Source organism: Buttiauxella agrestis, from assembly GCF_900446255.1.
Taxonomy (GTDB): domain Bacteria; phylum Pseudomonadota; class Gammaproteobacteria; order Enterobacterales; family Enterobacteriaceae; genus Buttiauxella; species Buttiauxella agrestis.
The window spans coordinates 4,130,261-4,151,737 of record NZ_UIGI01000001.1 but is presented as its reverse complement, the minus strand read 5'-3'; the positions used below and the strand labels follow the sequence as shown (position 1 = coordinate 4,151,737).

The 21,477-nt window shown below is 49.7% G+C and carries 21 protein-coding genes and 1 tRNA gene; 12 read left to right on the top strand and 10 right to left on the bottom strand.

All coding sequences use genetic code 11. The annotated features are described in order from the left end of the window. Positions 1 to 149: 149 nt before the first annotated feature. Positions 150 to 1,364, bottom strand: a complete 1,215-nt coding sequence (gene metC / locus DY231_RS19570; protein ID WP_115630917.1) for a cystathionine beta-lyase — start codon at positions 1,362 to 1,364, stop codon at positions 150 to 152. Between the two features lie 164 nt (positions 1,365 to 1,528). Here metC and exbB point away from each other — a divergent pair, with 164 nt between their 5' ends. The 3 genes from exbB (at position 1,529) to DY231_RS19555 (ending at position 4,369) form a co-directional block, all read left to right on the top strand. Next, entirely contained in the window at positions 1,529 to 2,263 is a 735-nt protein-coding gene (gene exbB, locus DY231_RS19565; RefSeq protein WP_115630915.1) for a tol-pal system-associated acyl-CoA thioesterase, read from the top strand. A 4-nt stretch (positions 2,264 to 2,267) separates the two neighbouring features. Beyond that, positions 2,268 to 2,693: a TonB system transport protein ExbD gene (exbD, locus tag DY231_RS19560; RefSeq protein WP_115630913.1), complete on the top strand. Its 426-nt coding sequence runs from the start codon at positions 2,268 to 2,270 to the stop codon at positions 2,691 to 2,693. A gap of 224 nt (positions 2,694 to 2,917) precedes the next feature. After that, complete coding sequence (locus DY231_RS19555) at positions 2,918 to 4,369, top strand: methyl-accepting chemotaxis protein (protein WP_115630911.1); 1,452 nt, start codon at positions 2,918 to 2,920, stop codon at positions 4,367 to 4,369. Positions 4,370 to 4,406: 37 nt separating this feature from the next. Here the strand turns inward: DY231_RS19555 and fucA are convergent, their stop codons facing one another. The 5 genes from fucA to DY231_RS19530 all read right to left on the bottom strand — a co-directional run bounded on the left by fucA (position 4,407) and on the right by DY231_RS19530 (position 9,722). After that, positions 4,407 to 5,054: an L-fuculose-phosphate aldolase gene (fucA, locus tag DY231_RS19550; protein ID WP_034493300.1), complete on the bottom strand. Its 648-nt coding sequence runs from the start codon at positions 5,052 to 5,054 to the stop codon at positions 4,407 to 4,409. Positions 5,055 to 5,092: 38 nt separating this feature from the next. Beyond that, positions 5,093 to 6,091, bottom strand: coding sequence for a LacI family DNA-binding transcriptional regulator (locus tag DY231_RS19545; protein ID WP_115630909.1), 999 nt, complete (start codon positions 6,089 to 6,091; stop codon positions 5,093 to 5,095). A gap of 129 nt (positions 6,092 to 6,220) precedes the next feature. Continuing rightward, on the bottom strand, positions 6,221 to 7,171 hold the full coding sequence (locus tag DY231_RS19540) for an ABC transporter substrate-binding protein (protein WP_034493302.1): 951 nt from the start codon (positions 7,169 to 7,171) through the stop codon (positions 6,221 to 6,223). Between the two features lie 64 nt (positions 7,172 to 7,235). Further along, positions 7,236 to 8,219: an ABC transporter permease gene (locus DY231_RS19535; protein ID WP_115630907.1), complete on the bottom strand. Its 984-nt coding sequence runs from the start codon at positions 8,217 to 8,219 to the stop codon at positions 7,236 to 7,238. A gap of 3 nt (positions 8,220 to 8,222) precedes the next feature. Continuing rightward, positions 8,223 to 9,722, bottom strand: a complete 1,500-nt coding sequence (locus tag DY231_RS19530; protein WP_115630905.1) for a sugar ABC transporter ATP-binding protein — start codon at positions 9,720 to 9,722, stop codon at positions 8,223 to 8,225. 498 nt (positions 9,723 to 10,220) lie between these two features. Between DY231_RS19530 and fucI the strand changes: the two genes are divergently transcribed. The 4 genes from fucI to fucR are packed head-to-tail and all read left to right on the top strand — an operon-like array spanning position 10,221 to position 14,695. After that, positions 10,221 to 11,999: an L-fucose isomerase gene (fucI, locus tag DY231_RS19525; protein WP_115630904.1), complete on the top strand. Its 1,779-nt coding sequence runs from the start codon at positions 10,221 to 10,223 to the stop codon at positions 11,997 to 11,999. 54 nt (positions 12,000 to 12,053) lie between these two features. After that, a complete protein-coding gene (fucK, locus tag DY231_RS19520; protein WP_115630903.1) occupies positions 12,054 to 13,499 on the top strand; it encodes an L-fuculokinase in 1,446 nt (481 codons plus the stop codon). A 1-nt stretch (position 13,500) separates the two neighbouring features. After that, positions 13,501 to 13,923: an L-fucose mutarotase gene (gene fucU, locus DY231_RS19515; RefSeq protein WP_115630902.1), complete on the top strand. Its 423-nt coding sequence runs from the start codon at positions 13,501 to 13,503 to the stop codon at positions 13,921 to 13,923. A gap of 28 nt (positions 13,924 to 13,951) precedes the next feature. Further along, positions 13,952 to 14,695, top strand: coding sequence for an L-fucose operon activator (fucR, locus tag DY231_RS19510; RefSeq protein ID WP_115630901.1), 744 nt, complete (start codon positions 13,952 to 13,954; stop codon positions 14,693 to 14,695). A 2-nt stretch (positions 14,696 to 14,697) separates the two neighbouring features. Here the strand turns inward: fucR and DY231_RS19505 are convergent, their stop codons facing one another. Together DY231_RS19505 and DY231_RS19500 are read right to left on the bottom strand one after the other, a co-directional pair. Next, positions 14,698 to 15,084 (bottom strand): cytoplasmic protein, encoded by a 387-nt coding sequence (locus tag DY231_RS19505; RefSeq protein ID WP_115630900.1) that lies wholly within the window; start codon positions 15,082 to 15,084, stop codon positions 14,698 to 14,700. Positions 15,085 to 15,089: 5 nt separating this feature from the next. Beyond that, a complete protein-coding gene (locus DY231_RS19500; RefSeq protein WP_115630899.1) occupies positions 15,090 to 15,491 on the bottom strand; it encodes a hypothetical protein in 402 nt (133 codons plus the stop codon). Positions 15,492 to 15,593: 102 nt separating this feature from the next. Between DY231_RS19500 and DY231_RS19495 the strand changes: the two genes are divergently transcribed. The 4 genes from DY231_RS19495 to DY231_RS19480 all read left to right on the top strand — a co-directional run bounded on the left by DY231_RS19495 (position 15,594) and on the right by DY231_RS19480 (position 19,136). Next, the gene (locus tag DY231_RS19495; RefSeq protein WP_115630897.1) at positions 15,594 to 16,097 is read left to right on the top strand and encodes an ESA_00282 family adhesion-associated protein; all 504 of its coding nucleotides are present in this window, start codon (positions 15,594 to 15,596) and stop codon (positions 16,095 to 16,097) included. A 202-nt stretch (positions 16,098 to 16,299) separates the two neighbouring features. Next, positions 16,300 to 16,878, top strand: a complete 579-nt coding sequence (locus tag DY231_RS19490) for an NlpC/P60 family protein (protein ID WP_115630895.1) — start codon at positions 16,300 to 16,302, stop codon at positions 16,876 to 16,878. A 263-nt stretch (positions 16,879 to 17,141) separates the two neighbouring features. Then, entirely contained in the window at positions 17,142 to 17,582 is a 441-nt protein-coding gene (locus DY231_RS19485) for an OmpH family outer membrane protein (RefSeq protein WP_147295658.1), read from the top strand. A gap of 195 nt (positions 17,583 to 17,777) precedes the next feature. Then, on the top strand, positions 17,778 to 19,136 hold the full coding sequence (locus DY231_RS19480; RefSeq protein ID WP_115630891.1) for an 8-oxoguanine deaminase: 1,359 nt from the start codon (positions 17,778 to 17,780) through the stop codon (positions 19,134 to 19,136). A gap of 2 nt (positions 19,137 to 19,138) precedes the next feature. On the opposite strand, the gene DY231_RS19475 is transcribed toward DY231_RS19480, so the two are convergent. Beyond that, the gene (locus DY231_RS19475) at positions 19,139 to 20,494 is read right to left on the bottom strand and encodes an HdeD family acid-resistance protein (RefSeq protein ID WP_256682679.1); all 1,356 of its coding nucleotides are present in this window, start codon (positions 20,492 to 20,494) and stop codon (positions 19,139 to 19,141) included. A gap of 235 nt (positions 20,495 to 20,729) precedes the next feature. Between DY231_RS19475 and DY231_RS19470 the strand changes: the two genes are divergently transcribed. Beyond that, the gene (locus tag DY231_RS19470; protein WP_115630889.1) at positions 20,730 to 21,086 is read left to right on the top strand and encodes a TehB family protein; all 357 of its coding nucleotides are present in this window, start codon (positions 20,730 to 20,732) and stop codon (positions 21,084 to 21,086) included. A 218-nt stretch (positions 21,087 to 21,304) separates the two neighbouring features. Here DY231_RS19470 and DY231_RS19465 read toward each other — a convergent pair. Then, positions 21,305 to 21,380, bottom strand: a tRNA-Phe gene (locus DY231_RS19465). Between the last annotated feature and the right edge of the window lie 97 nt (positions 21,381 to 21,477).

Here is a 21,477-nt window from a genome sequence, read left to right as displayed (position 1 = left end):
CACCTTAGTATTTGAGGCCCCAGTTAAAGGGGCCTTAATCTTGTGGTCATAGTGTAACGCTAAAACCGCTCCGACTTCATGATCGCAGACTCAACAAATCATTTCAAAACGGCAAAAACTGTCTTTTACGGCATCCACTTCTGGCAATTTTAGGCAATACGCTGGAAACCTGCGTCGAGATCGGCAATCAGATCGTCAACATTCTCAAGTCCGATATGCACGCGAACTAAGGTTCCGGTGAAATCAACTCCGCCTGCCGGGCGGATTTCCGCCAGCTCTTCCGGTTGGTTTGCAAGGATTAGCGATTCATATCCACCCCAGGAATAAGCCATACTAAAATAGTGGAAATTGTCCAGGTAGTGTTGATATTGGTCATTACTCAAGCGCTTTTTAAGCACAAATGAGAACAAACCGCTGCTGCCTGTAAAGTCTCGTTTCCAGAACTCATGCCCTTTGCTGCCGGGCAGTGCAGGGTGATTGACACGTTCAACCTGCGGATGCTGCGCCAGCCATTCGGCAACTTTTAAGCTGCTTTCATGATGTTGGCGCAGGCGCACCGCCAGGGTACGCAGACCACGACTGGTCATGTACGCCGTGTCGGCATCCAGCATCTGCCCCATCAAATATGAATTCTCGCGTAACTGGTCCCAGCAACGTGCGTTCGACACTGCCGTACCCACCATCGCATCGGAATGGCCAATCAGATACTTGGTGCCCGCCTGAATCGAAATATCGATGCCGAAATCCAGCGCCTTAAACAAAATGCCCGCAGCCCAGGTGTTATCAATCATGATAATGGCGTCAGGGGCAACGCGACGTATCGCCTTAACAATCGCTGGAACGTCATGTACTTCCATTGTGATAGAGCCTGGCGATTCCAGAAATACGACTTTAGTATTGGGCTGCACCAGCTCTGCAATGCCTTCGCCAATCATCGGGTCGAACCAGGTGGTCGTCACGCCGAGTTTGGCGAGAATTTTGGTGCAAAAATCCTGGCTAGGTTCGTAAGCGCTACCGGTCATCAGCACGTTATCGCCTTGCTCGACGAATGCCAGAATCGCATTGGCAACGGCGGCCGCGCCGCAAGGGTAAAGCGCGCAACCCGCGCCGCCTTCCAGTTCGCACATCGCTTCTTGTAAAGAGAAATGGGTGAGGGTGCCGCGGCGGCCATAAAAAAGCTCGCCTTTAGCGCGGTTAGCCGTCGCCTGTTTTTTCGCTTCTACAGTTTCAAAAACCAACGAGGAAGCGCGTTGAATGACGCTGTTAACCGAACCCTGGGTGAATTTTTTATCGCGCCCGGCATTAACCAGCGCCGTTTCGATGTGCTTCTTCGCAGTCATGTTCACTTTACCCTGTTTAACCATCTGGATGTCTAAACTTAACTTATCATCTTTTTGCTGCGTAAGCGCAAGGAATGCATAGACAATTTCAGGCACTCTTTAAATACTAATGAGAACTACTATCAATTCGATGCCGTTTTGATATTATTACGACCAGTTTTTGTATTGTTTCGTGGTGGAGAGTAAGAGTGACGAATAATTTGATGCAGACAGACCTTTCTGTCTGGGGCATGTATCAGCATGCCGACATCGTGGTAAAAATTGTGATGATCGGCCTGATTCTGGCCTCTGTCGTCACCTGGGCAATCTTCTTTAGCAAAAGTATTGAGCTGTCATCGCAAAAGCGCCGTCTTAAGCGCGAGCAGCAGCAACTGGCTAATGCCCGCTCTCTGGATGAAGCCAGTGAAATGGCTGAAGCGTTTGATGCGAGAAGCCTTAGCACCATGCTGATCAATGAAGCGCAAAACGAGCTTGAGCTTTCCGCCGGCAGTGAAGATAACGAAGGCATTAAAGAGCGTACCGGTTTCCGTCTTGAGCGTCGCGTTGCGGCGGCCGGTCGTCATATGGGACGCGGGAACGGCTTCCTTGCGACTATCGGTGCAATTTCCCCTTTCGTCGGTCTGTTTGGTACGGTCTGGGGCATCATGAACAGCTTCATTGGTATTGCTCAGTCGCAAACCACCAACCTGGCGGTCGTCGCGCCGGGTATCGCAGAAGCGTTGCTGGCAACGGCTATCGGCCTGGTCGCAGCCATTCCAGCGGTTGTTATCTATAACGTGTTTGCCCGTGTGATTGGCGGCTATAAAGCCTCGTTGGGTGATGTCGCCGCTCAGGTTCTGCTGTTGCAAAGTCGTGACCTGGATTTGGCTGCAAGTTCTCAGTCTCGCCCGGTACGAACAGCTCAGAAACTGCGTGTAGGTTGATCCCATGGCAATGAGTTTTAACGAAAACCACGACGATAACGGCGAAATGCATGACATCAACGTGACGCCGTTTATCGATGTCATGTTGGTGTTGCTGATTATCTTCATGGTGGCAGCGCCGCTCGCCACGGTCGATGTGAAGGTCAACCTTCCCGCGTCCTCAAGCCAGCCGCAGCCGCGCCCTGAAAAACCGGTCTATCTCTCCGTTAAAGCGGACAAAACTATGTTTATTGGGAACGATGAAGTCACCCAGGAGAACATGGTTAACACGCTGATGGCGGCGACAGAAGGCAAGAAAGACACCACAATCTTCTTCCGCGCAGACAAATCGGTTGATTACGAAACTATGATGAATGTGATGGATACGCTGCATCAGGCAGGTTATTTGAAGATTGGCTTAGTGGGGCAGGAAGTCACTAAACCACAGTAAACCCGCCATCAAAGCATCCCAAAGCGGCCTGTTAGCATAACTAACGGGCCGTTTTTCTTTTATACGCATTCCTGCCTGACTTAATTCAAATTATAAAAATCACCCGATCGTATTATTGATACCGTGAGAAATATATTCGCGCTAAAACAATACTTATCTATGCTATTTCTATGCGGGATTATTCCGTACTGAAAATATCTGATAACAGAAGCGTGGATAAGCAAATGGCAACGATGACTGTTCTGCATTCAGGCAAAAAACAGCCCGACGTGGTGTCACTCCGAAGTATTTATCTGCATGCTGATATATTGATGTTTTCTGTGGTATGGGGAATGTTCGTTATTTCGCTTGGTGTGGGGTGGGCTTATGATGCGCTCCCCGTCGCGTTAGTTGTTGGTGGTCTTCTTGCTATCAGTTCCAGTATTATCAAGGTATTACTTCCAGGGAAGTTATTCACACGCTTGTATTATGCATGCACATTAATCGGTTTTGCCGCTTTGTTAATTCAATTAGGAGAGGGCGAAACTGAATATCACTTTTCGGTTTTTGTATTGTTATCGGCATTATTAGCTTATAGGGATTATCGCCCGGTATTAATGGGGGCGGCAGTCGCTGCGATTCATCATGGGTTATTCGCCTGGTTGCAGGCTAATGAATTATTCGGGATTACCTGTTTTATGCATCCCGGTATTCACATGGTGGTATTCCATGCCATTTTTGTGGTGGCACAAACGGCAATCCTTATTTATATGGCGTTGCGAATGGCCGACGATGCCCGTTCCGCCAGTGAAGTCGCTCAACTGGCGGCGCAGATAAATCGCCAGCCGGGGTATTTAACCCTGACGCGCAGCGAAAGAGACAGCCGCACGCCCTTTGCTCAAACCTTTAACACCACGCTGGCCACCATGCGCAACACACTAAGCCAGGTTAGCGAGGGTGTAGCGTCGGTGCTTACCGCCTCAGAAAGTATTATCCAGCGTAACGCAGCGCTGTCTAAACGTTCCGATGAACAAGCAACCGCGCTGGCTGTTGCGGCAAGCGCGATGGAGCAGCTTAGTTCGGCGGCTATCGTCACCAGCGAAAAAGCGCAAACTGCGAGGATGCTCGCAACAACAGCCAGTGGCCTCGCCAGCAAAGGCGGCGTGAGCATTGATGCGGCGACTCACACCATGGAGCAAATCCGTGAAGAGTCTGACCACATCAGCAACATTCTCAAACTCATTGATGGCATCGCATTCCAAACTAACATTTTGTCGCTCAATGCGTCCGTTGAGGCGGCTCGCGCAGGCGCTCATGGCCGAGGATTTGCCGTCGTGGCTGCGGAAGTTCGCACCCTGGCGCTACGCTGTGAAAATGCGGCGAAAGATATTCGCCAGCTGATCAGTGTCTCGGTTGAATGTACCCGCACCGGTTCACAGCAGGTAGAAAATGCCGGGCAAACCATGCGCGAAGTGATTGGTGCCATCAATGCGTTGGCGGGGCTGGTGGAAGAACTTTCGGATATGAGTGGCCAGCAAAGTTTGAGCATTACGCAAATGAATGAAAGCATTGCCCGCATTGATGAAAGTGTTCAGGAAAACGTGGAACACACGGCGCAAACCGTGCAGGCGGCGCGTCAGCAACAGCAGCAAGCGGATGAGTTGCAGCAGGCGATTTCGGTGTTTAAATTAGCATAATGTCCAGCGCCGGTTTTTATAGCGCTGGACATTATGGTTATTCTTCAATCCGCAAGCCGTAGCTTTTGAACTTCTCAAGAACAATGGCAATTTCTTCATCCGGCAGCACCGGCACCGGATCGACGATGGCAAGCGTAGTGAGATATAACCGCGCCAGCACTTCCACTTCGTGCGCCAGCCACAATGCTTTTTGCAGGTTTTCTTCACAGGCAATCAGGCCGTGATGTTGCAGCAACGTGGCTTTGCGATCTCTCATCGCCTCATAAACATGTTCTGAGAGTTTTTTAGTCCCAAACGTGGCGTATGGGGCGCAAGGAATGGTGTTCCCGCCACCGACGGCAATCATGTAATGGATAGCAGGAATTGGGCGGTTGAGAATCGACACCGCCGTGCAATGGACGGCATGGTTATGCACGACCGCGTTGGCATCGGGACGGGCCTGATAAACGGCCTGATGGAAACGCCACTCGCTGGAAGGGATTTTGCCCTCTTCAAATTGGCCGTCAGCATCGACAAACACAATATTGGACTCGGTTAAACGCTCATAAGGTGTGCCCGTCGGGGTGATTAACATGCCGCCCTGATAGCGCACGCTAATATTCCCTGCGGTTCCCTGATTTAAACCCAGGCGTGTCATTTCAAGGCAGGTGTCTATTATTTCACGTGCCAGTACATCTCTTTCCATTTCTTTTCTCCATATTCTTTGAACGGTGAAAATAATATTCAGTGATTACTCTCACGCTTGATTAGCACCATATTAACTTTTTCTGTTCGCATTGCCGGTTGCCCGTCAATTGCCAGCTGCATTAATTCAAACGCTTTCTCAGCCCAGGTGTCTTCATCCTGGCGCATGGACCAGACATTATTGGATAAAAACCCTAACATTGGGTGTTCATCGAATGTGCCAATATTGATATGTTGCGGAATAACACCACAATGTTCGCGAATCGTTTTTATTGCGCCTTCAAGCATTGGCAATGACGACGCAATAAAGGCATCCGGTACTCCGACGCGCGCGATAAGGTCTTTCATCAACTGTGCACCGCCTTCCGGCGTATTATCCTGCGCCTCTGCAACCCAGTGTTCTGCACTTAATTCGTTTTGCCTGAGCGCATCCAGATACCCTTGCAAACGGTCGTGAATACTGGGCAGCGCGGTGTCGCCCACCAAAAACCACAGCGGCTTTTTCCCGGCTTCAAGCATGGACTCAGTGAGTGTTACACCACCGGCAAAGTTATCACTCTCAACCAGCGCGTTATCGGTAAATTTGAAATCACGGTCGAGTAAAATCAGCGGCTTTTGTACCTGGCGTAAATGGTGCTGTTGATTCTCAAGCGTCGAAGGGGCAATAAACAGACCATCGACATTACGCGCAATAAGCGCTTTCACCAGTTTGTTCTCATAATCAACATCGTTATAAGTACAGCTGATCATTAATTGAAAGCCAGATTTACGGCAGCGTAATTCTAACTTTTCAGCGAGTGTGGCAAAAAATACGTTGGAGATGCAGGGAATAATTAGCCCCAGGGTATCAGTTTTATTTAACTTCAGACTGCGGGCTGAATGGTTAATAGTGTAACCGTAACGTTCTACATGCTCATTAATGCGGGTCTGGGTTTTCTGACTGATGCGATATTGTTCTGCTTTACCGCTTAATACCAGTCTCACTGTCGTGACCGACAAACTGAGATCCGTTGCGATTTGTTCTACCGTCTTCGGCATGTCCGTTTTCCCCAGTCCGTTATCAAAAAATAGCTGCCATTATAAATCCAAAACTTCAAACACCTACCGCAGTTTGTCATTCTCACCGGACAGCCCCCTTGCGTTGGCGCAAAGGGGCGGGCGTTGGGTTTACTTCTTACCAAACGGATGCAGCAGCTTATCTACTGCCGGATCGTTAATGTTCTTCATGCTGACAAATTTGACCGGGATATCAATCACTTTGGCGACGGCTTTACCATTGATTGCATCATTCAGCGCTTTAATACCCTGATAACCAATCTGATACGCATCCTGCACCACAAAGCCTTGCAGCACGCCCGATTTCAGGAAGCCGATAATCGCTTCGGTGCTGTCGAAGCCAATGACTTTCACTTTGCCTTTAATGCCAAGGCTATCAATGGCGTTGGCAACACCCAGCGTTGAGCCTTCGTTGGTGGCGTAGATCCCTACTAAATCTGGATTTGCCTGAACCATATCGGTGGTTTTATCCATCGCTTTTTGCGGATCGCCATCGCTGTATTGCACCGGCAGCACGGTAATCTGCGGATATTTCTCTTTCATCTGTTTGGTGAAACCTTCAGAGCGTTCGATGGCAGAGCTGGTTCCGGCAACGTGCGCAATCACCCCCACTTTACCTTTACCGCCTACCTCTGCTGCCAGCGCGTCGGCGGCTTCAGCACCTGCTTTGACGTTGTTAGTGGCAACGAAGCTGGCAGGAATATCTGAATTTACGCCGGAGTCGAAGGTAACGATTTTAATCCCACGGCTGTTGGCGGTTTCAACCAGCGGCGTCAGGGCGTTAGCGTCGAGCGCTGCCAGCAAAATACCATCAGGTTTTTTCGCCATGGTGTTTTCAATAAGCTGAATTTGTTCGGCAATTTGCGTTTCATCAGCCGGGCCAACAAAACTGGTTTCGACGCCTAAATCTTTCGCCGCCGCGACAGTACCCATTTTTACCGTCTGGAAGAATTCATGCTGGTAGCCCTTACTCACCACCGGCAGCGTTAATGTCTTTGCGTAGGCGGTGCTGACCATCAGTGCAGCAAGGGACAGTGCACCTAAAATATGTTTGGTTTTCATCTCACTAGCTCCGTTATGTTCGGGTTTTATGTAGGGTAAAAACGTTCTATTTATAAACAGACTGCTAACGCATTTTCTTGCGTAATGTATCGAGATAAACCGCAGCGATGACCACAATACCCATCGCAACCATCTGCCAGAATTGAGATACCCCCATCAGGTTGAGGCCGTTTTTCAGCACGCTCATAATGAATGCGCCAATTATGGTGCCGCCGATGGTGCCAACGCCGCCCATCAGGCTGGTGCCGCCAATTACCACTGCGGCAATGGCTTCGAGTTCGTAACCCACGCCCACGGTGGGCTGGCCGGAATTAAGACGTGACGCGAGGATCACCCCGGCGATGCCGGTTAACAGGCCGCAGAAGGCGTAGACAAAGATTTTGACGCGCTGAACCTTAATACCGGAAAGATGTGCCGCCACTTCGTTGCTGCCCACGGCGTAGACATAGCGCCCAATCACCGTTTTTTTCAGGATCCACGCGGCGACCAGCGCAATGATCAGCAGGTAAAAGACCGGGTAGGGCAGGACATCGAACAGGCGGCCCTGAGCCAGCATTTTAAACATCGGGTAATCAGAGAAATAAATCGCGCGCCCATCGGTCATTACCATGTTGATACCGCGCACTGACATCATCAGTCCGAGGGTGGCTATGAACGGTGGAATGGCGGCACGCGTGACCAGGAAACCATTGATACAACCGCATAAGCCACCCGCGAGCATTCCGGCAACCACACAAACAATCAGCGGCATGCTGTAAGAGGCGCACAGTCCGACCACCACGCCGGAAAACGCCACCACGGAACCTAACGACAGATCGATACCCGAGGTGATAATGACGTAAGTCACGCCTATTGCCATGATGCCAATCACCGACGTTTGCAGCGCAATCGTCATGATATTTTCGGTATTAAAGAAGAAGGGGGAGCTGAAGCTAAAAAATATCACCAGCAAAACCAGGCTGAATAAGGGCGCGAGGCGCATCAGAAGTGCTTTATTCAAACGGCGCGTTTTTACCGGTTGGTTGGTGGGCGTTAATGAGTCGGTCATTATTCAGTCCTCTAACGTCGCATATTTCATAATGGATTCCTGAGAGGCGTTGGCCTGGTTCAGCTCACCTGCTATGTGGCCGCTACGCATCACTAAAATGCGATCGCACATGCCAAGAATTTCGGGCAATTCAGATGAAATCATGATGATGGATTTACCTTTCGCGACCAGGCGATTCATCAATTCATAAATTTCCAGCTTTGCTCCTACATCAATACCCCGGGTTGGCTCATCAAAAATTAAAATGTCGGTATCTTTGCAGACCCAGCGGGCGATAATTATTTTCTGTTGATTACCACCGCTAAGATTAAGGGCTGCTTGTTGTAAGTGAGGTGTTTTAATACGTAATGCATTCACTAATTTCTGGCTTATTTCTTCACACTGTTTCTCTTTTACGATGCCAAACTTATCTGAATACTCAGGGAAGTTTCCTAGCATGATATTGAGTTCGACCGATAATCCTAACGCCAGTCCTTCTTTTTTACGGTCTTCGGTTAAATAGCCAATGCCTTTCTCGATGGCCTGATGTACATCACCTATTTTGGTTAATTCACCATTAAGCCATATTTCGCCACTATCAATCGGGTCAGCACCAAATAATGCGCGCGCAAGCTCAGTTCGCCCGGCACCCATTAAACCTGAAAGACCCAATACTTCACCTTGATGAAGGCTGAAATTAATATCGTGCAGCACACCTTTACGCTGAAGGTTTTTAACTTCCAGTACCTTGCGATCTCCTGTGAATGGCGGGCGACGGGGGTAAATATCGCCGAGTTTACGCCCGACCATTTTGGTAATCAGGTCGCTGATTTGTACCGTTTCATAATCCACAGTATCTATGTATTGCCCGTCACGCATCACGGTAGCGCGGTCAGCGATCAGCGCCAGTTCTTCCAGGCGATGCGAGATGTAAACCACGCCAGTGCCTTGTTCTTTGAGTAAACGCGTGACCCGAAACAGGCTATCAATCTCGCTTTCAGTGAGTGCCGCCGTCGGTTCATCCATCACCAGAACTTTGGCATTGACCGAAATGGCCTTGGCGATTTCGACCATCTGTTGCTGTGCAACCGTTAAATCAGAAACGCGTGTTTCGGGCTTAATTTTAAGATTAAGTTTCGCCAGGATTTCCTTTACGGATGCCCGTTGGGCAGGGACGTCGAGTCGCCAGCGATTGTTTTTACAAAACTCACGTCCAATATAAATATTCTCTTCAACGGTCAGGTCCGGGAATAAATTAAATTCCTGATGAATGATAGTGATACCTAATTTTTGCGCATCGAGAGGGCTATCGAATTTGACCTTATTCCCCTCGAAAATGATTTCACCCTCGTCCGGACGATATACGCCGGAGAGAATTTTCATGAGTGTTGATTTTCCCGCACCATTTTCCCCAAGCAAAGCATGGACTTCGCCACGGCGTAAATTGAAACTGACATTGCTCAGCGCCAGAACACCGGGAAATCGTTTGGTTATATTATTCATTTGCAAAAAATGGTCTGACATGGCGCTTTCCCTTGAATTGATCAGGTGTTCGCAGTCGGTAATTAACGGGAAAGACAGATACGTGAGAGAGTTATTTTTCCGGGGCTAGGTTATTGTGCATGACCCACACGCCGGTTTCCTCTGTGTATAAAACCCGTTGAATATTCAAATTCGCTAACTCGAGTTAGCATTTACGTTTTAAAGCTATTCAAACTCGGCGGTTCCGACAAATTATTTGCTATCAAATTGTGACGTAGCTCTGTGCTAATGACGTATCTATATGAAAATAGATAAGTTATTTATTTATCGTAAAAGCTAATATTTTTAACATTTCTTCTGAACGCTAAAACTCGTGAAAAACATCACACTTCAAAGATAATTATATTGTCGATTTTAATCTTCGGTATCTATGCTAATTCGAGTTAGCAATTTTCACTTTTTACGCTATTCACATTTTTCGGTGTGTTTAAGCGCCTTTATCTCGTTCACAAAAAACAGATTTTCAACATGAGGTTTCTTATGAACCATATTAATTCCTTACCCAAAATAGGCATCCGGCCGGTTATTGATGGCCGGAGAATGGGCGTGCGCGAATCACTTGAAGAACAAACCATGAATATGGCGAAGGCCACGGCGCAACTGCTTAGTGAGCAATTACGTCATGCCTGCGGCACTACCGTTGAATGTGTGATTGCTGATACCACGATTGCCGGAATGGCCGAGTCCGCCGCCTGCGAAGAAAAATTCAGTCGCCTGAATGTCGGGCTGACCATCACAGTAACGCCGTGCTGGTGCTACGGCAGCGAAACCATTGATATGGACCCGATGCGCCCGAAAGCCATTTGGGGTTTTAACGGCACCGAGCGCCCTGGCGCGGTTTATCTGGCCGCAGCGCTGGCCGCGCATAATCAAAAAGGGTTGCCCGCGTTTTCAATCTACGGCCATGACGTGCAGGAAGCGGACGACACGTCTATTCCCGCAGATGTGCAGGAAAAGCTGTTGCGCTTTGCACGTGCGGGCCTTGCCGTAGCCAGTATGAAAGGCAAAAGTTATTTGTCGGTGGGTGGCGTTTCGATGGGGATCGCGGGTTCGATTGTGGACCACAACTTCTTTGAATCGTACCTCGGCATGAAAGTGCAGGCGGTGGATATGACGGAACTGCGCCGTCGCATCGACCATAAAATCTATGATGAACAAGAGCTTGAGTTAGCACTCAGCTGGGCGGATAAAAACTTCAAATACGGCGAAGATAAAAACGCTGAGAAGTACCACCGCACAGAGCAGGAAAACCACGCAATTTTGCGTGAAAGTTTGCTGATGGCGATGTGTATCAGAGACATGATGAAGGGCAACACCAGGCTTGCCGAGAAGGGGCGCGTCGAAGAATCATTGGGTTACAACGCCATTGCCGCAGGTTTCCAGGGCCAGCGGCACTGGACGGATCAATACCCGAATGGCGATACCGCTGAAGCATTGCTCAATAGTTCTTTTGACTGGCACGGGGTGCGCCAGCCGTACGTTGTGGCGACCGAAAACGACAGCCTTAACGGGGCTTCGATGTTGTTCGGACATTTGCTGACGGGCACCGCGCAGGTGTTTGCTGATGTGCGTACTTTCTGGTCGCCGGAAGTCGTCAAACGTGTGACGGGCAAAGCGCTCACCGGGCGGGCTGAACATGGCATTATCCACCTGATTAACTCAGGTTCGGCGGCGCTCGATGGCACCTGCCGCCAGCAAGATGACGCTGGCAATCCCACCATGAAACCTCACTGGCAAATCAGCCAACAAGAAGCCGATGCTTGCCTGGCCGCAACCGAATGGTGCCCTGCGGTGCACGAGTATTTCCGTGGCGGCGGTTTCTCATCACGCTTCCTGACCCGTGGCGGCGTGCCGTTTACTATGAGCCGCATCAACCTGATCAAAGGCGTTGGCCCGGTGCTACAAATCGCTGAAGGCTGGAGCGTTGATCTGCCGAAAGATGTCCACGACACGCTCGATAAGCGCACCGATTCCTCGTGGCCGACGACCTGGTTTGCGCCACGTTTAACCGGCGTTGGGCCGTTCAAAGATGTCTGGTCTGTGATGTCGAACTGGGGCGCGAATCACGGCGTTCTGACCGTCGGTCATGTGGGCGCGGATTTGATTACGCTCGCTTCAATGCTGCGTATTCCAGTGTGTATGCATAACGTTGAAGACGAGGCGATTTATCGCCCATCAGTGTGGGCGGCGCACGGCATGGACAGCGAAGGTCAGGATTATCGCGCCTGCCAGAACTACGGCCCGCTTTATAAACGTTAAACACGCCAGTGCCGCCGCCTTCAAAGTGGCGGCATTGAAAGAGCAGGAGGCGCGATGAAGCAAGAAGCCGTGTTGGTATTAGATTGTGGGGCAACCAATGTGCGGGCTATGGCCGTTGGCCGCGAGGGGCGAATCGTTGCCAAAGCGGCGGTTGCCAATGAAAGCCGGATTTCGGCCGAGAACCCACACTGGCATGACTGGTCGCTCGACGACATTCTCCAGCGTTTGCAGCAGTGTTCCCGGGAAGTAATGGAGCAACTGAGCGGCTGGGAAATTCGCGCAATAACCGTCACCACTTTTGGTGTGGATGGCGCGTTAACCGATCCACGCGGTGAATTGCTGTACCCGATTATTAGCTGGAAATGCCCGCGCACCGTGGAACATATGGCGGCAATTAACAGCATGATTTCGCCGCAGGATTTACAAACGCTGTCGGGTGTCGGCCAATTCAGCTTTAACACCCTCTACAAATTGTTGTGGCTAAAACAGCACCATGCTGAACTTGTCGAGCGCGCCGACGCGTGGCTGTTTATTTCATCTTTAATTAACCAACGTCTGACGGGTGAACTGACCACTGACCGCACGATGGCGGGCACCAGCCAATTGCTCGATATCCATAACGCTCGATTCAGCGAGGCTATTTTGCAGGCGGTGGGCTTACCTGAGCGGCTCTTCCCACGCCAGGTGATTCCTGGAGAAGTCATCGGCACGTTGCTCCCGCACATCGCGTCAAACTTTGGGTTATCCCCTGACATTCCGGTGATTTCTGCGGGCCACGACACGCAGTTTGCGCTGTTTGGGTCGGGGGCTGGGCTTTCTCAACCGGTGCTTTCCTCTGGGACCTGGGAAATCTTAATGGTGCGCAGCCCGACGGTAAATACCGCGCTGTTGCCGGGTTATGCCGGTTCAACCTGCGAGTTGGACAGCATGCCGGGTTTATATAATCCAGGCCTACAGTGGCTGGCTTCCGGCGTGCTGGAATGGGTACGTCATCTTCACTGGTACGATGTTGAGCCTGGGCTGGTTTATCAGCAGATGATCGCGGCTGCGCAAAAGGTTGAACCGGGTTGCGAAGGTCTGCGGATGGATAGCAGGCTAATGGCACGCCCGTCAAATGCGGGCTGGCAGGGCGCAACGCTTTCAACAACGCGTGGGCATTTTTATCGCGCCGCTCTGGAAAGTCTGAGCTGGCAGTTACGCAATAATTTGCAGGTTCTGGAATCTATCGGCGGCTTTAAGGCGCAAGAGTTGTTGCTGGTGGGCGGTGGTAGTCGCAATGCGCTGTGGAACCAGATAAAAGCGGACATTCTCGGCTTGCCGATTAAAGTGTTGGACGATGCCGAAACCACGGTACTGGGCGCGGCGATGTTTGCCTGGTCTGGTTGCGGCGTATTTAGTTCACCTGAGCAGGCGCGAGCGCAGATTGATTACCAATATCGTTATTTTTATCCGGGCGAACAATGCGAGGTTTATCGCAATTTTGCTGAAAATGGAGTGTGACATGCTGAAAAATATCTCACCGCTAATTTCCCCAACGCTTTTGAAAGTGCTCGCTGAGATGGGGCATGGAGATGAAATTATCTTCGCCGATGCACATTTTCCCGCTCATAGCATTGGCCCGCAGGTGATACGCGCAGATGGCGTGCTGGTAAGCGATTTGCTGGCGGCGGTGATCCCACTTTTTGAACTCGATAGCTATGCGCCACCGCTGGTGATGATGGCTCCGGTCAGTGGTGATGAACTGGATAATCGCGTTGAGCAGCGTTACCGCCAGGCTCTGTTCAATGAAGATCACGGGCCTGCGATTGAGCGCATAGATCGTTATGCATTTTATGAACGCGCCCAACACGCCTTTGCGATCGTCATCACAGGCGAGCGGGCGAAGTACGGCAACATCTTGTTAAAGAAGGGCGTCACCCCCTAATATCCGGGCATTGCCGGGAGACGCCACCATGAAAACCGTACGCCATCAGGAACTGGTTCAGCTTGTCGAACACTATGACAATCTCACCACGCAACAACTGGCCCACTTGTTAGAGGTGAGCCAGGAAACCGTGCGGCGCGATCTGCGTTTACTGCAAAAGCAGGGGAAAATTGTTCGTCAGCACGGGCGGGCAAAACGAATTAATCGTGGGGCCGATGAAGGCGGCGATCCTTTTGCTGCGCGCCTGAAAAGCCATCTCAATAGCAAAGCCGATATTGCTCACCGCGCGCTGGCCTGGATTGCCCCCGAAATGGTGATTGCGCTGGATGCCAGTTCCACTTGTTGGTATCTGGCACGTTTGCTGCCTGATATTCCACTGACAGTTTTTACCAACAGCGAGCGGATTTGCCAGGCGCTGGCGAAACGTGAGCACATTCAACTGATCAGCACCGGCGGATTGCTCCAGCGTAAATATGCTTGCTATATCAACGCGCCACTCGCGGCGCAGCTCAAATCACTGGATATCGATCTGTTCCTTTTTTCCTGCGAAGGCGTGGATAGCAATGGAACGTTATGGGACACGCGGAGCTGGAATGCGGATTACAAAACCGCGCTGCTCAAGCGTTCTGCCCAGTCACTGTTGTTGATCGATAAGAGCAAATTTGATCGTGTCAGTGAGGTGCGGATCGGCGAGCGGGTGGATGTGACTGAAATTATTACCGAAGGTGAGCCATGTTCGGATGCTTTGCGCAAAGTCGAGCATGCGCCATAATTTCACAAATGCGGTGTTTTGTAGCTGTTTTCCAGCAGCGCACGCGTGCGTGACAGTGTTTGTGCTTCTTCATTTCTCAACTGCTGATAAACCGCCTCCAGACGCCCAAGAATCTGGTTTTTTAACCCTGGGTGGTTCGCGATAATTTCACTGAGTACGGCACCGTAAATCTCTTCTTTCACACGAAAAGGATAAATTTGATGGCGGTTATGCCATTTTTGCTCAACCAATGCGGAGGTGATATTAATTTTCCCCTGCGCAAGACGAGCGATATTGTCATTTTTAATCTGCACCAGCGCGGTAATATTTTCACTTAAGGTAAATTTCTTCGCTTCACTTTCATCTGATAATGTTGGTTGGGGATTAATTGGGTCTGGTGTCTGTGACATTTATTTTAATTTTCCAGTGAATAAAACAGCGGCCAGGTTTTTTCCTGAGTTAACTGATTGATCCAGATGTGCTGCGAATGCTGACTTATCTGAAATTCTTTATCTTCTATCAGCATCTGGAGATCGGCCGGACACACTTTTTCCTGTTCAATTAATTCATTGAGCAAAGTTGTGATTGCTTCAATCTTTACCGCACAGAATAATTGGTCTTTTAAATGGCGATTGTTTTCTTCAAGTAATGAGTTCTTCGCCTGTCCCGCATAATCATTTGCATTGAGAATTGTCTTCTCAAGGAGGGCGAAATCATCATGAATATCAGTGGATAAAGTGATTTCTGCTTCCTTGAGCGCTGCCTCCTCCCTGGGCGGTATCGGAAGTATCGCGGGCACCAGGTTGTTGGGCAGCATTACATTTTCCTTATATATCAACGGGGTGTTTATCACAATAACAAAGCGCTACGTTGACAATATTTTGCCTCAAAATTACTATAAAAAAAACAGGAGCGTCGAATGTCGAGCGTCATTTTCACTATTATTTTATTCTTACTGCCATTGTGCGCGGTATTGGTGCTGATGCGTTCGGCAATACAGCCTAAGGTAAAAACTGTTACGCCATCTTCCCCTAAATTAAATTTATCTGAAGCTGACGAGCGCGAAGATTACTTTGCAAAGTTAATGTTGAAAATTACACCGGAATATTACTGGCGGGTCAGCCACGAATATGTTGATTTTGCCCATGCCACGATAAAACGCATGAGCGTGGATGAACTGAGCGCGGACCCCACATTGTTCAGTGCTCAGAGACGTTGCAGTGATTTAAATTCGGCTATTTACCGATATTACGACAACCTTCGTAAACGTTGCGCGGAGGGCGAAAAAGTTCCGTTTGCAGATATCGAAGTGCTGAATTTGCGCCAGTGCTTTGATGAGTTCAGCCATGACGCTTATCCCACTCTGGTGGCGTTAGTGTGGCCGCATTATCAGCGTCCGGAGGTCTGTCTCGCGAACGTATAAGTGCCATTCTCAGGCAAGCGAAGCGGGTTATCAGACTGTTTTTTAAATCAAAAAATACAAGTCTAGAATTGGACAAACTTTGCGCTGTTTAAATTGTGCTCATCGGCTATTATTTGCTCACCCAAAAGGAGTTGCTTATCCCATTATTGAATATATCGGTAATGGCCTGTTCGCCTGTGTTTGTAGATGAAAGATATTTCCTATGCCTCATTTTAAAAAATTTATTACTCTTTCCTTATTTATTGCTCCTTTAATTGTTAGTGCAAATTCCTTTGCTTTTAATATGCCAAAGGAATTTGCATCATTAGGAACAAGGGCGATTGCAACAAAACACCACACGCCTGAAAAAGAAGTGCTCTTTGAAAAAACAGATTATGCCACCTCTGCATCCTCTAATAGTTCCACGGAAGTCAAAACAGCCATATTAGAGCAATTTTCAAACTGGAAAGGAACGCGCTACCACCTGGGTGGAACGACGCATAAAGGCGTGGATTGCTCGGCATTGATGCAACATATTTTTAATGATTCTTTCCATAAATCATTACCCCGCACCACGACGCAGCAAATTAAAAATGGTGAGAAAGTCAATAAAGAACAATTAGAACCGGGTGATTTAGTCTTTTTTAAAACTTCTCCAGGTATGCGTCACGTGGGCGTTTATGTGGGTGATAATAAATTCATTCACGCCTCAAGCAGCGAAGGCGTAACAATGTCTTCCCTCGCGAACCGTTATTGGGTTACGCATTATGAAACGGCTCGACGATTAGAAGTCATGGGGTAAACATAATTAAGATTTTGTGTCTGTTCTTCGCTAGCTATTTTTTATAGTATATTTACCAGCTTGCATGTGTATATATTTTTTATGAATGAAATAAGAATATTATATCGCTCGTAATTATAGGTTAGCCCACTTTTATATTTCAGCAGGTTAAATATCCAATGAAACCAAATTTGATTCGCCATGTGGCAAGTACAGTCATGATCGCACTTGTAGCGGGCGCTTTGCTCGTGGGTTGCGATGCAAAACCAGCAGGAGATGCACAAATGAAGTTTATTAATGTGGAAAAGGCATTAGTTGAATCAGGCCTGGTACAACAGGAACAAGCACATCTTAAAGCCGTTAACGAAAATCTACATAAAGGCCTGCAACTGGCGGAAAAGAGCTATGCCAATTTGCCAGCAGATAAAGTTGAAGCCGCTCGCCAGGCAGATAAGAACGTCATTGCGCAGCAGTGGAAAGCACAACAAAACGCCGCACGTGTTGTGGTGATGAAAGCGCTCAAAACGGCCAGTGACACCTACCGTAGCGAGAAAAAAATTGCGGTCATTATGCCGATGCAGGCTGCGGTTTCAGTCGCCCCAGAACTGGATGTGACTGCCGATCTGACCCAAAAGCTAAAAACTGCAAAAGTGGATTTTGGCAAAGTGCCGGAAATCACCCTTAAAACGGCGAAAGAACCTACCGTAAAAACGGGTTCGAAGTAATCTTAAAAAATAACAGGCTATGCTGGCGCGTTCAGCAAAGCCTGTTTTTTTATTGGAAATACGCCATAACAAAACGCGATGATGGCGTAGCATTTACCTGGTTAGAATGACAAAATTGCCCCGCGCAATGCCTGGATCAGCAGACAGGCCATAACTGAGCTGGCTTCCCTTTATCTTCATTTTCAGGAGCCAGATATGTCTGCACAACGTTTATGGATCAAAAATCCCCGCGCAGTTTTTACCGCAAATTCCCAGGACGCCGCAGGCGGTGTGGTGGTTGAAGGGGCGGTCATTCGTGAATTAGTCCCCGCAGGATGCGAACCGACCCTTTCCTGTGATGCGGTATTTGATGCCAGCGAACGGGTTCTGTTACCCGGCCTTATCAACACTCACCATCATTTTTACCAGACGCTGACCCGCGCCTGGGCTCCGGTCGTTAACGTGCCGTTGTTCCCGTGGCTAAAGCAACTTTATCCTGTCTGGGCACGTCTTGACGCGGAAGCGCTGGCGCTTGCCAGTAAAGTCGCGATGGCGGAGTTACTGCTTTCCGGTTGCACGACCACCACTGACCATCACTATCTTTTCCCGCAGGGTATGGAAGAGGCGATTGATGTGCAGGTAGATGTGGTGGGTGAGCTGGGAATGCGTGCTGTGTTAACGCGGGGTTCAATGAGCCTGGGCGAGGATGAAGGGGGGTTGCCACCGCGCCATACCGTGCAGCAAGGCGAGACGATTTTACGCGACAGCGAGCGGCTGATTAAACGTTATCATCAGCGCGGAGAAGGAGCATGGCTGCAAATTGCTCTTGCCCCTTGCTCACCGTTTTCGGTGACCACCGAAATTATGCGTGACAGTGCGCAACTCGCGCAGCGTGAAGACGTGCGTTTGCACACCCATCTGGCTGAAACGCTCGATGAAGAAAATTTCTGCCTGCAACGCTTTGGCCTGCGAACCGTGGATTATCTGGAAAGCGTCGGCTGGCTTAATGACAGAACCTGGCTTGCGCACGGTATCCATTTTGATGAGAGTGAAATTCAGCGCCTGGGGCGTGCGGGAGTGGGCGTTTGTCATTGCCCGGTTTCCAATATGCGCCTCGCATCAGGAATGTGCCCGACGGTGGACTTGGAAAATGCGGGTGTAGCAATTGGTCTGGGCGTTGATGGTTCGGCGTCGAACGATGCGTCAAATATTATGTATGAAGCTCGACAAGCCTTGTATCTGCAACGTTTGCGATACGGCGCTCAAGCCATAACGCCTCAGCGCGTGCTCGGCTGGGCAACGCAAGGCTCGGCGAAACTGATTGGGCGCAGTGATATCGGCGAAATCGCCGTCGGTAAGCAAGCGGATTTGGCGCTGTTTGCGCAAGATGAACTGCGTTTTAGCGGCAGTCACGATCCCATTTCAGCACTACTTTTATGCGGCGCGGAAAGGGCAGAACATGTGATGATTGGCGGGAAATGGCGTGTCACCGATGGCAATATTGTTGGGCTGGATGTGCCTGAACTTATTTCTCGCCACCGCAAGGCTGCAAAGAAACTTGTCGCGGATAGTTAAGGTTAATCTTCAGCGGTTTCCTCTCCGCTTTTACCTTTTCCCCAGGCCACACGGCGCTGAAGCATTTTCTTCAGTGCCCGGCTGGTAGTATTAAACCAGCCGGTAGGGCGCGGATCGGCCAGCATGCTGAGTGCGCGGGCGTAATCGAGAACTAAGCCGGGCGTCCAGGCCATGGTTTGCGCGCGTTTGCGTATTTGCAGCGCCACCCAAAGCTCAGGCGTCGACATCAGTTTCCCCATTGCCATCCAGAACCCACGTTTATGCCAAAGTCTGCCGACTGAGCCTTCAAGAGCGGCTTCCAGCGCCCGTGCCACGCTGCTTGAGCAATTCCGATAGGTCAGATTGTAGGACTCATTCTGGCGATAACTTTCCCAAAATGCTTTCAGGCGCTCTTCGCTGTAATTGCGGATACGCACTTTTCTGGTTGAGGGGCACCACTTTGCCGATTCGGTTGCATAATCAGGCTGGAAGCGCCCCGGAACATTGTTTTCTGGCGTGGCACGCAACAGGCGGGCAAATTCGTCGGGTGACTGGTCAATCAATTCCGCAGGGTAGAGGCTGATGTAAATACCGCCGGGTGATTCTAAAGCGGCGTGCCCGGTGGAGATAACACCGTTGCGGTCGACGGCGGCGATATAGCGGCTAATCACCGGGCGAGGAATGGTTTCACTGGGGGCCGAACCTGCGGGCGTCCATACATGCACGGTTAGCGCTGTTTCGTCATCGGCAGGCGGCCCATCCCATTCCACGACTTCAGGAACATCCGCTTCTTCCATATAGACCGCGCCTTTGAGTCCTGGATTTACAGCGGCGCGTTTAACGCGATTGGCGAGAATAAACATATTCCAGCCGGCAAACGCCAGACCGAGGCCGAGACAATAGGGTACCGTTCCTGAATAGTGCGAGGGCCAGGGTTGGAAGAAGAATATCGCCAGCGCAATTTCGATAATTCCGCCCCATAACGCCGGGCGCCAGCGCCGGTAACGCACCACGACGGCAGAAGCAATTTGGAGAGCGCCATCGAATAAAAAAAGCATGCCGAAGATCATCGCCAGCACAAAATTACCGTCATGCTGACCGGCCAGAATCAGTAATGCCGCAGCACTAAAGACACTGCCTTTGACGTAGCGCAAAATGCGCTGTCCACCCATACCGCTATGAGCAACCATCAGTGTTGCGCCGCCTTCGAACAGCAGTAAACAGGCGAAAGGTTCGATTGGGAAGAACAGTGAACCATCCAGCGCATCAATGAAGATAACGATGCCAGCAATCAAGGTAATCCAGCCGAAATGTCGCAATCCGCGCCAGTGAGAACGCAGAAAATCAACGCCAAGCAGAATCATGGTGAGTCGCATCATGAGGAGAAATCCAAAACTGAATCTTTCAAATATATAGCCCACCCACGGGTAACGTGCGCTAATACCTGAGATAGTCAAAATGACTCAATGCAGTCATTTCGACCGTGTTTTTATTGTCATAATGACTTTATTGATCACTGTTTTTCTTAGTAATTCCTTTAAATACAATGTGATAAATAAGTGGCATGCATGTTGCTCTATATCATCCAGATACTTTTTATTTCTGGAGAACACCATGGCAACTCGCATCCCGGCAGATTACAAACACACTCGTTCTACTCCCTTCTGGAATAAAGACTCGGTTCCAAAAGCATTGCTGACCCACCACAACACCAGGAAAGATGTTTATGGGCGGTTGTCAGTCATGGCTGGAGCGGTGAAATACATCGGTTTTAAAAATGAAAACGACACTGTTGCTGAGATAGAAATGGTTATTGAGGAAGGCCACTTTGGTGTCAGCCCGCCGCAATATTGGCACCGCATCGAGCTATTGACGGAAGACACTTATTTCAATATTGATTTTTTTGCGGCTCCAGAAGCAGAGCTTGAAGGGAAGGGGTTCGGGCAAGTGGTGAATACGGCGAAAAGTTGAATTCCTGAATCCCAGAAAGCAAAAAACCAGCCATTAGGCTGGTTTCTTTAAATAGTGGTGCCCGGACTCGGACAAAAACGTCGGGAACGTTTTTGAACAGCGCTTGCGCTGGCCCGCAGGGCGAGTCGCATGGATGCGACGAGTAATCGAACGAAGTTCGATGGAGAGTCCGAATCCCAGAAAGCAAAAAACCCGCCATAGGCGGGTTCTTCTAAATGTGGTGCCCGGACTCGGAATCGAACCAAGGACACGGGGATTTTCAATCCCCTGCTCTACCGACTGAGCTATCCGGGCAACGGGGCGCATTAAACCGTAAAGGCCGTTTGACGTCAACGCTTTTGTGTTAATAAGTCGTGCGTTTGCACGAATAATGTGCTCTGTGTGGCAGCAT

Coding starts and splice junctions, on each gene's coding strand:
- metC (WP_115630917.1), bottom strand. CDS start 1,364: ATGGTTAAACAGGGTAAAGTGAACATGACTGCGAAGAAGCACATCGAA.
- exbD (WP_115630913.1), top strand. CDS start 2,268: ATGGCAATGAGTTTTAACGAAAACCACGACGATAACGGCGAAATGCAT.
- DY231_RS19555 (WP_115630911.1), top strand. CDS start 2,918: ATGGCAACGATGACTGTTCTGCATTCAGGCAAAAAACAGCCCGACGTG.
- fucA (WP_034493300.1), bottom strand. CDS start 5,054: ATGGAAAGAGATGTACTGGCACGTGAAATAATAGACACCTGCCTTGAA.
- DY231_RS19545 (WP_115630909.1), bottom strand. CDS start 6,091: ATGCCGAAGACGGTAGAACAAATCGCAACGGATCTCAGTTTGTCGGTC.
- DY231_RS19540 (WP_034493302.1), bottom strand. CDS start 7,171: ATGAAAACCAAACATATTTTAGGTGCACTGTCCCTTGCTGCACTGATG.
- DY231_RS19535 (WP_115630907.1), bottom strand. CDS start 8,219: ATGACCGACTCATTAACGCCCACCAACCAACCGGTAAAAACGCGCCGT.
- DY231_RS19530 (WP_115630905.1), bottom strand. CDS start 9,722: ATGTCAGACCATTTTTTGCAAATGAATAATATAACCAAACGATTTCCC.
- fucI (WP_115630904.1), top strand. CDS start 10,221: ATGAACCATATTAATTCCTTACCCAAAATAGGCATCCGGCCGGTTATT.
- fucK (WP_115630903.1), top strand. CDS start 12,054: ATGAAGCAAGAAGCCGTGTTGGTATTAGATTGTGGGGCAACCAATGTG.
- fucU (WP_115630902.1), top strand. CDS start 13,501: ATGCTGAAAAATATCTCACCGCTAATTTCCCCAACGCTTTTGAAAGTG.
- fucR (WP_115630901.1), top strand. CDS start 13,952: ATGAAAACCGTACGCCATCAGGAACTGGTTCAGCTTGTCGAACACTAT.
- DY231_RS19505 (WP_115630900.1), bottom strand. CDS start 15,084: ATGTCACAGACACCAGACCCAATTAATCCCCAACCAACATTATCAGAT.
- DY231_RS19500 (WP_115630899.1), bottom strand. CDS start 15,491: ATGCTGCCCAACAACCTGGTGCCCGCGATACTTCCGATACCGCCCAGG.
- DY231_RS19495 (WP_115630897.1), top strand. CDS start 15,594: ATGTCGAGCGTCATTTTCACTATTATTTTATTCTTACTGCCATTGTGC.
- DY231_RS19490 (WP_115630895.1), top strand. CDS start 16,300: ATGCCTCATTTTAAAAAATTTATTACTCTTTCCTTATTTATTGCTCCT.
- DY231_RS19485 (WP_147295658.1), top strand. CDS start 17,142: ATGAAGTTTATTAATGTGGAAAAGGCATTAGTTGAATCAGGCCTGGTA.
- DY231_RS19480 (WP_115630891.1), top strand. CDS start 17,778: ATGTCTGCACAACGTTTATGGATCAAAAATCCCCGCGCAGTTTTTACC.
- DY231_RS19475 (WP_256682679.1), bottom strand. CDS start 20,494: ATGATGCGACTCACCATGATTCTGCTTGGCGTTGATTTTCTGCGTTCT.
- DY231_RS19470 (WP_115630889.1), top strand. CDS start 20,730: ATGGCAACTCGCATCCCGGCAGATTACAAACACACTCGTTCTACTCCC.